Source organism: Streptomyces altiplanensis, assembly GCF_053591575.1.
This window is the reverse complement of the sequence record NZ_JBSFUB010000008.1, coordinates 143,375-152,353: the sequence shown is the minus strand read 5'-3', so window position 1 is coordinate 152,353 and position 8,979 is coordinate 143,375. Positions and strand designations below refer to the sequence as shown.

5 protein-coding genes are annotated in these 8,979 nt (G+C 70.2%); 1 reads left to right on the top strand and 4 read right to left on the bottom strand.

All coding sequences use genetic code 11. The features are described from left to right. Nucleotides 1-140: 140 nt before the first annotated feature. The 4 genes from ACWD0Y_RS06280 to ACWD0Y_RS06265 all read right to left on the bottom strand — a co-directional run bounded on the left by ACWD0Y_RS06280 (nucleotide 141) and on the right by ACWD0Y_RS06265 (nucleotide 5,147). Nucleotides 141-1,751: an FAD-dependent oxidoreductase gene (locus ACWD0Y_RS06280; protein ID WP_450259276.1), complete on the bottom strand. Its 1,611-nt coding sequence runs from the start codon at nucleotides 1,749-1,751 to the stop codon at nucleotides 141-143. 16 nt (nucleotides 1,752-1,767) lie between these two features. Further along, nucleotides 1,768-3,294: a glycerol kinase GlpK gene (glpK, locus tag ACWD0Y_RS06275; RefSeq protein WP_093803649.1), complete on the bottom strand. Its 1,527-nt coding sequence runs from the start codon at nucleotides 3,292-3,294 to the stop codon at nucleotides 1,768-1,770. Nucleotides 3,295-3,348: 54 nt separating this feature from the next. After that, nucleotides 3,349-4,140, bottom strand: a complete 792-nt coding sequence (locus ACWD0Y_RS06270; protein ID WP_450259275.1) for an MIP/aquaporin family protein — start codon at nucleotides 4,138-4,140, stop codon at nucleotides 3,349-3,351. A 242-nt stretch (nucleotides 4,141-4,382) separates the two neighbouring features. Further along, entirely contained in the window at nucleotides 4,383-5,147 is a 765-nt protein-coding gene (locus tag ACWD0Y_RS06265) for an IclR family transcriptional regulator (protein WP_450259274.1), read from the bottom strand. A 229-nt stretch (nucleotides 5,148-5,376) separates the two neighbouring features. Here ACWD0Y_RS06265 and metH point away from each other — a divergent pair, with 229 nt between their 5' ends. Then, a complete protein-coding gene (gene metH / locus ACWD0Y_RS06260) occupies nucleotides 5,377-8,892 on the top strand; it encodes a methionine synthase (protein WP_450259273.1) in 3,516 nt (1,171 codons plus the stop codon). Nucleotides 8,893-8,979 lie beyond the last annotated feature (87 nt).

Below are 8,979 nucleotides of genomic sequence, written 5' to 3'. Positions count from 1 at the left end.
ACGACAAGCGCACGATCGGGATGCACTGGCAGATCCACAAGGACAGCCGGAACCACTACCAGGTGGCGGCCCGGCGGGGCGAGCGGCTGCCGCCGTCCATGACGGCCGCCCCTCGCCGCCCATCGCGGAAGAGAGCGCGGTCAGGCCTTCTTGCCCAGCACGTCCTCGACCTTGGCGCGGACCTCGTCCGTGGCCAGGCCGCGGATCGTCAGCGTCGTACGGCGGCGCAGCACGTCGTCCGCCGTCTCGGCCCACTCGTGGTCGCGGGCGTACACGACCTGCGCCCAGATCTCCGGCGCGTCCGGGTGGATGCGCTCGGCCAGCGCCTTGTCCTCGTTGGCCAGGCGCGCGATGTCGAAGGACAGCGAGCCGTAGTGGGTGGCCAGGTGACGGGCGGTGTCGGCGGACATCCGGGGGCCCGGCGTACCGCCGTCGACGAGCAGCCGGTGGGCGACCGCGTTCGGGTTGGAGATGCCCGGCAGCGGCAGCTTCCTGGGCAGGCGCGAGACCGGCTCCATGTCCTCGCCCAGCGGGTGGCCGGGCAGGGCGGCGAGCTTGTTCATGACGGTGCGGCCTATGTGGCGGAACGTCGTCCACTTGCCGCCCGCCACCGACAGCATGCCGCCGCGGCCCTCGGTGACGACCGTCTCGCGCTTGGCCTTGGAGGTGTCGCCGGGACCGCCGGGCAGGACCCGCAGGCCCGCGAAGGAGTACGTGATGAGGTCGCGGGAGAGCTGCTGGTCGCGGATCGAGAAGGCGGCCTCGTCCAGGATCTGGGCGATGTCCTTCTCGTTGACGGAGACGTCCCCGGGGTCGCCCTCGTACTCCTCGTCGGTCGTGCCGAGCAGGAGCTGGTCCTCCCACGGCAGCGCGAAGGTGATGCGGTACTTGTCGATCGGAGTGGCCAGCGCCGCCCGCCAGGGGGCGGTGCGCTTGAGGACCAGGTGAGCGCCCTTGGAGAGCCGGATGGAGGGGGCCGCATCCGGGTTCTCCAGCTTGCGCAGGTGATCGACCCACGGACCGGTGGCGTTGAGCACCAGGCGGGCGTCGACGCCGAACTCCGAACCGTCCAGCCGGTCCTTGAGCTCGGCGCCCGTGACGCGGCCCCGGGTGAAGCGCAGGCCGGTGACCTCGGCGTGGTTGAGGACGGTCGCGCCCGACTGGGCGGCGGCGCGGACCGTCATCAGCGCCATGCGCGAGTCGTTCATCTGGTCGTCGCCGTACACGGCGACGGCCTTGAGGTTGTCCGTACGGAGTTCCGGAACGTCACGCGCCGCCCTCGACGGGCTGATGACGTGACCGACCCCGTCCCCGAAGGCGGACAGCGCCGAGTAGGCGAAGACGCCCGCGCCGAGCTTGGCCGCGCCGTGCGGACCGCCCTTGTAGACGGGGAGGTAGAAGGTCAGCGGATTGGCCAGGTGCGGCGCCACGTCGCGCGAGACGGCCCGGCGCTCGAAGTGGTTCTCCGCGACCAGCCTGACCGCGCCCGTCTGGAGGTAGCGCAGTCCGCCGTGGAGCAGCTTGGAGGAGGCGGAGGAGGTGGCGCCGGCGAAGTCGCCGGCGTCCACCAGGGCCACCCGCAGCCCGGACTGCGCGGCGTGCCAGGCGGTGGAGATGCCCAGGATGCCGCCGCCGATCACCAGGAGGTCGTACGCCGCCTTGGAAAGCTGGTCCCGGGTCTCGGCGCGGCTCGCCGTGGAACCGTCGGCCGGGTGCGTCCCGAGGGCCGGAACGCTCTGCAGGATGGTCATGGTGGGTAACTCCTCGTCAGCTCTCGTCGTCGAGCCAGCCCATGGACCGCTCCACGGCCTTGAGCCAGTTCTTGTACTCGCGGTCCCGCGTGGCCGCGTCCATGCGGGGGGTCCACTCGGCGGCCCGGCGCCAGTTGGCGCGCAGCTCGTCGGTGCTGGACCAGAAGCCGACGGCCAGGCCGGCGGCGTAGGCGGCGCCGAGGCAGGTGGTCTCGGCGACCATCGGGCGCACGACCGGTGCGTCCAGGAAGTCGGAGAGCGTCTGCATCAGCAGGTTGTTGGAGGTCATGCCGCCGTCGACCTTGAGGGCGGTCAGCTCGACGCCGGAGTCCTTGGTCATGGCGTCGCTGATCTCGCGGGTCTGCCAGGCGGTGGCCTCCAGGACGGCACGGGCGATGTGCGCCTTGGTGACGTACCGGGTGAGGCCGGCGATCACACCGCGGGCGTCGGGGCGCCAGTACGGGGCGAACAGGCCGGAGAAGGCCGGCACGAAGTACGCGCCGCCGTTGTCCTCGACCGAGGAGGCCAGCGTCTCGATCTCGGCGGCCGACTTGATCAGGCCCATCTGGTCGCGCATCCACTGGACGAGCGCGCCGGTGACGGCGATCGAGCCTTCGAGGGCGTAGACGGGCTTCTGCTCGCCGATCTGGTAACCGACGGTCGTCAGCAGGCCGTTGTAGGAGTTGACGGGCTTGTCACCGGTGTTCAGCAGCATGAAGGTGCCGGTGCCGTACGTCGACTTGGCCTCGCCCTCGGAGAAGCACGTCTGGCCGAACAGCGCCGCCTGCTGGTCGCCGAGCGCGGAGGCGACGGGCACACCCGCCAGCGGCCCCGCCTTGGCGACGCCGTACACCTCGGCGGAGGAACGGATCTCCGGCAGCACGGCGGCCGGGATCTCCATCGACTGGAGGATCTTCTCGTCCCACCGCATCTCGTGCAGGTTCATGAGCAGGGTGCGCGACGCGTTCGTGACGTCGGTGACGTGTACGCCGCCGTCGGTGCCGCCCGTCAGGTTCCAGATGACCCAGGAGTCCATGGTGCCGAAGAGGATGTCACCGGCCTCGGCGCGCTCGCGCAGGCCCTCGACGTTGTCGAGCAGCCAGCGCACCTTGGGGCCCGCGAAGTACGACGCGAGGGGCAGGCCGGTCTGGCGGCGGAAGCGGTCCTGGCCGACGTTGCGGCCGAGCTCCTTGCAGAGCGCGTCGGTGCGGGTGTCCTGCCACACGATGGCGTTGTGGACGGGCTCACCGGTGTTCTTGTCCCACAGCAGCGTGGTCTCGCGCTGGTTGGTGATGCCGATCGCCTTGACGTCGGCGGGCGTGATGCCCGCCTTCTCGATGGCGCCGGCGACGACCTCCTGGACGTTGGTCCAGATCTCGGCCGCGTCGTGCTCGACCCAGCCCGGCTTCGGGAAGATCTGCTCGTGCTCCTTCTGGTCGACCGAGACGATCCGGCCGTCCTTGTCGAAGACGATGCAGCGGCTGGACGTGGTGCCCTGGTCGATGGCCGCGATGAAGGGGCCGGTGGTGTGTGCGTCGGTCACGGTGTGCTCCATGAGGTCTGTACGGCTCGGTACGGGCTCTGTCCGGCAGGGGGCTCAGGCGAAGGCGATCCGGTAGATGCCGCCGGCGACGGCGCCGCCGATCAGCGGACCCACGATCGGGACCCACGCGTAGCCCCAGTCCGAACCGCCCTTGTTGGGCAGCGGAAGCAGAGCGTGCACGATCCGGGGGCCGAGGTCACGCACCGGGTTGATCGCGTAACCGGTCGGGCCGCCGAGCGAGAGGCCGATTCCGACCACGAGGAGGGCGGTGACCAGCGCGCCCAGCGTGCCGAGGCCGTTGCCCTCGTTGTTGAGGCCCTGCGTGAGGATCGCCAGGACCAGTACGACGGTCGCGATGACCTCGGTCATGACGTTCTGCACGGCGTTGCGGATCTCGGGGCCCGTGGAGAAGATCCCGAGCACGGGGCCGGCCTTGGGCGCGGTCTTCTGGTCGACCAGGCCCTCCTCCACGGGCTGCGCCGCGATGACCTCGGGGTCGGTGAGGTGGGCATGGAACTGGCCGTAGTACGTCAGCCAGACGAGCACCGCGCCGATCATGGCGCCGAACAGCTGGGAGGCGAAGTAGAGCGGTACGTCGCTCCACTCGGTCCCGCCCTCGATCGCGAGGCCGACGGTGACCGCGGGGTTGAGGTGCGCGCCGGAGACGCCGCCGGCCAGGTAGGCGCCGGTCAGCACGGCGAAACCCCACCCGAAGGTGATGGCGAGCCAGCCCGCGTTCTGGGCCTTCGAGCGCTTCAGCGTGACGGCGGCGCAGACGCCGCCACCCAGCAGGATGAGCACGGCGGTACCGATGGTCTCGCCGATGAAGATGTCGGAGCTGGACACCCGCGACTCCTTTGTCCTTCGTCCAGGGGAAAGGCGAACTCCGGGTCCCTCCGGTGGTTCGCGCCCTCATCGAGGGCCTAGCCGGTCCCTTGGCGTTGCCACACTCTAACGCGTATTGCCGGTAGGTGTTCGACAATGCCGACCGATGAACGGCAGTTTTGTCCCCGGCATCACACACGTCAAGGGTTCTGCGGCCGGTATCGCGATCGTTACCGGCGTGACAGGAGGAGGTGGTACGCGCCTCAGAAGCGCCCGGCGCCCAGATCCCGGGACACCGCGCGCGCGCAGTCCCGTACGGCGGCCACGAGGTCGGGGCGGAGCTCTCCGCCCGCGCAGATCCGCTCGACGGCGCCGGTGACACCGACCGCGCCGACGGGCATCCGCCGCCGGTCGTGGATGGGGGCGGCGATCGAGGCCACTCCGTCCCAGGTCTCCTCCACGTCGGCGGCCCAGCCGCGCGCCCGGGTCAGGTCGAGCACCGCCTCGAAGCCCTCCGGGTCCGTGGTCGTGCGCGGGGTGAAGGCCTCGCGCTCGTTCTCGAGGGCCTCGTTGTGGGCCACCGGGTCGTACGCCGAGAGGACCTTGCCCAGGGCGGCGGAGTGCAGCGGCTGCATCGCGCCCACCTCCAGCACCTGCCGGCTGTCGTCCGGGCGGAAGACGTGGTGGACGATCAGTACGCCCTTGTGGTGCAGGACGCCGAGGTAGACGCTCTCTCCGCTGGAGCGGGCCAGGTCGTCGGTCCACACCAGCGCGCGGGCGCGCAGCTCGTGCACGTCCAGATAGGTGCTGCCGAGGCGCAGCAGTTCGGCGCCCAGCTGGTAACGGCCGGAGGCGGGGTCCTGCTCGACGAAACCCTCCGCCTGGAGGGTGCGCAGGATGCCGTGCGCCGTACCCTTGGCGAGGCCGAGGGACGAGGCCACTTCGGTCAGTCCGAGCCTGCGCTCGCCACCGGCGAGCAGGCGCAGCATCGCCGCCGCCCGCTCGAGCGACTGGATGTTCTTCGCCACGATCGGGCACCTCCACCTCGGTTCGACAATGCTGAACACTATCGGCTCATGTCGACCTGACGTCACCGTCCGCGGCCGCCCCCGTGGCCGGGAGCCATCAGAACACGGCGCCCGTCCGCCCCGTGGGACGCCTTCACACCGCGGGCGGGGGCACGGTTAGGCTGGCCGCGTGCCCCTTCCGCCGGGAAGGGGCAAAGCCGACAGCCGTCGCACCCCAGGGAGCAGACCCATGGCCTCGTTGCCGACCCCCACGCCTGCCAGCCGCAGCAGCCGCGCAGACGCCCTCCGCGAAGCGCTCGCCAGCCGAGTCGTCGTCGCCGACGGAGCGATGGGCACCATGCTCCAGGCGCAGGACCCCAGCCTCGAGGACTTCGAGAACCTCGAAGGCTGCAACGAGATCCTCAACATCACCCGCCCGGACATCGTGCGCTCCGTCCACGAGGAGTACTTCGCGGTCGGCGTGGACTGCGTCGAGACCAACACCTTCGGCGCGAACCACTCGGCGGCGAACGAGTACGAGATCGCCGACCGGATCTTCGAGCTGTCCGAGTCGGGTGCGCGCATCGCGCGTGAGGTCGCCGACGAGTTCGCCGCCAAGGACGGCCGCCAGCGCTGGGTGCTGGGATCGATCGGCCCCGGCACCAAGCTGCCCTCGCTCGGCCACATCGGGTACGACGTGCTGCGGGACGGCTACCAGCAGAACGCCGAAGGGCTGCTCGCCGGCGGTGCGGACGCCCTGATCGTGGAGACCACCCAGGACCTGCTCCAGACCAAGTCGAGCCTGATCGGCGCGCGCCGCGCGATGGACGCCCTGGGCACCGAGGTGCCGCTGATCTGTTCACTCGCCTTCGAGACGACCGGCGTCATGCTGCTCGGCTCGGAGATCGGCGCCGCGCTGACGGCCCTGGAGCCGCTGGGCATCGACCTGATCGGCCTGAACTGCTCGACGGGCCCGGACGAGATGAGCGAGCACCTGCGCTATCTGGCCCGTCATTCCCGTACGCCGCTGATGTGCATGCCCAACGCGGGCCTTCCCGTGCTCACCAAGGACGGTGCGCACTTCCCGCTCGGCCCCGACGGCCTGGCCGATGCCCAGGAGACGTTCGTACGCGACTACGGGCTGTCCCTGATCGGTGGCTGCTGCGGTACGACGCCGGAGCACCTGCGCGCCGTCGTCGAGCGGGCCCGCGGGCTTGCCCCGGCGCCGCGCGAGCCGCGCCCCGAGCCGGGCGCGGCCTCCCTCTACCAGTCGGTTCCCTTCCGTCAGGACACCGCCTACCTGGCGATCGGCGAGCGCACGAACGCCAACGGGTCGAAGAAGTTCCGCGAGGCGATGCTGGAGGCCCGCTGGGACGACTGTGTGGAGATGGCGCGCGACCAGATCCGTGAGGGCGCGCACATGCTCGACCTGTGTGTCGACTACGTGGGCCGGGACGGCGTGGCCGACATGGCGGAACTGGCCGGCCGGTTCGCCACCGCATCCACCCTGCCCATCGTGCTGGACTCCACCGAACTGCCCGTCATCCGGGCGGGCCTGGAGAAGCTCGGCGGGCGGGCGGTCATCAACTCGGTCAACTACGAGGACGGCGACGGGCCGGAGTCGCGTTTCGCCCAGGTGACCGCGCTCGCCAAGGAGCACGGCGCCGCGCTGATCGCGCTGACCATCGACGAGGAGGGCCAGGCCCGCTCGGTCGAGCACAAGGTCGCCGTGGCCGAGCGGCTGATCGCCGATCTGACCGGGAACTGGGGCATCGAGGAGTCGGACATCCTCATCGACTGCCTCACCTTCACCATCTGCACCGGGCAGGAGGAGTCCCGCAAGGACGGCATCGCCACGATCGAGGCGATCCGTGAGCTCAAGCGCCGCCACCCGGACGTCCAGACCACCCTGGGCCTGTCGAACATCTCCTTCGGCCTGAACCCGGCCGCCCGCGTGGTGCTGAACTCCGTCTTCCTCGACGAGTGCGTCAAGGCCGGACTGGACTCGGCGATCGTGCACGCGAGCAAGATCCTGCCCATCGCTCGTCTGGAAGAGGAGCAGGTCAAGGTCGCCCTCGACCTGATCTACGACCGCCGCGCCGAGGGCTACGACCCGCTCCAGAAGCTGATGGCCCTCTTCGAGGGCGTCAACATGAAGTCGATGAAGGCCGGCCGCGCCGAGGAGCTGATGGCCCTGCCGCTCGACGAGCGGCTGCAGCGCCGCATCATCGACGGGGAGAAGAACGGCCTGGAGGCCGACCTCGACGAGGCCCTTCAGTCCCGTCCGGCCCTGGACATCGTCAACGACACGCTGCTGGAGGGCATGAAGGTCGTCGGTGAGCTGTTCGGCTCCGGGCAGATGCAGCTGCCGTTCGTACTCCAGTCGGCCGAGGTGATGAAGACCGCGGTGGCGCATCTGGAACCGCACATGGAGAAGACCGACGACGAGGGCAAGGGCACGATCGTGCTGGCCACCGTCCGCGGGGACGTGCACGACATCGGCAAGAACCTCGTCGACATCATCCTGTCCAACAACGGCTACACGGTCGTCAACCTCGGTATCAAGCAGCCGGTCTCCGCGATCCTGGAGGCGGCCGAGGAGCACAGGGCCGACGTCATCGGCATGTCGGGCCTGCTGGTGAAGTCCACGGTGATCATGAAGGAGAACCTCCAGGAGCTCAACCAGCGCAAGATGGCCGCGGACTTCCCGGTCATCCTCGGCGGCGCCGCCCTGACCCGGGCCTACGTCGAGCAGGACCTGCACGAGATCTACGAGGGCGAAGTCCGCTACGCCCGCGACGCCTTCGAGGGACTGCGCCTGATGGACGCCCTGATCGGCGTCAAGCGCGGCGTTCCCGGCGCCAAACTCCCCGAACTCAAGCAGCGCCGCGTGGCCAGGCGGGACACCCCCCTCCTCGAGGTCCAGGAGCCCGAGGGCCCGTCCCGCTCCGACGTCTCCACCACCAACCCGGTCCCCGAGCCGCCGTTCTGGGGCACCCGCGTGGTCAAGGGCATCGGCCTCAAGGAGTACGCCTCCTGGCTGGACGAGGGCGCGCTGTTCAAGGGCCAGTGGGGCCTCAAGCAGGCCAGGGCCGGCGACGGGCCGACGTACGAGGAGCTCGTCGAGACCGAGGGACGTCCCCGGCTGCGCGGCTGGCTGGAGCAGCTCCACACCAAGAACATGCTGGAAGCCGCCGTCGTCTACGGCTACTTCCCCTGCGTGTCCAAGGGCGACGACCTGATCCTCCTGGGCGAGGACGGCAGCGAGCGCACCCGCTTCACCTTCCCGCGCCAGCGCCGCGGCCGCCGCCTGTGCCTGGCCGACTTCTTCCGCCCCGAGGAGTCCGGCGAGACGGACGTGGTCGGCCTCCAGGTCGTCACCGTCGGATCGAAGATCGGCGAGGCCACGGCCGAGCTGTTCGAATCGAACTCCTACCGCGACTACCTCGAACTCCACGGCCTCTCCGTCCAGCTGGCCGAGGCGCTCGCCGAGTACTGGCACGCCCGGGTCCGTTCCGAGCTCGGCTTCGCGGCCGAGGACCCGGCCGACGTCGAGGACATGTTCGCCCTCAAGTACCGCGGCGCGCGCTTCTCGCTCGGCTACGGCGCCTGCCCGGACCTGGAGGACCGCGCGAAGATCGCCGACCTGCTCCAGCCCGAGCGGATCGGGGTGCACCTCTCCGAGGAGTTCCAGCTCCACCCGGAGCAGTCCACCGACGCGATCGTCATCCACCACCCCGAGGCGAAGTACTTCAACGCGCGCTAGAGAGCCCGACGGGTCGTACACTGGTCGGTCCAGTGCAGGCCGGTCGCCTTCCCCCTGGGGAGGCGGCCGGCCTTCTCGTCCCTCCAG

Coding starts and splice junctions, on each gene's coding strand:
- ACWD0Y_RS06280 (WP_450259276.1), bottom strand. CDS start 1,751: ATGACCATCCTGCAGAGCGTTCCGGCCCTCGGGACGCACCCGGCCGAC.
- metH (WP_450259273.1), top strand. CDS start 5,377: ATGGCCTCGTTGCCGACCCCCACGCCTGCCAGCCGCAGCAGCCGCGCA.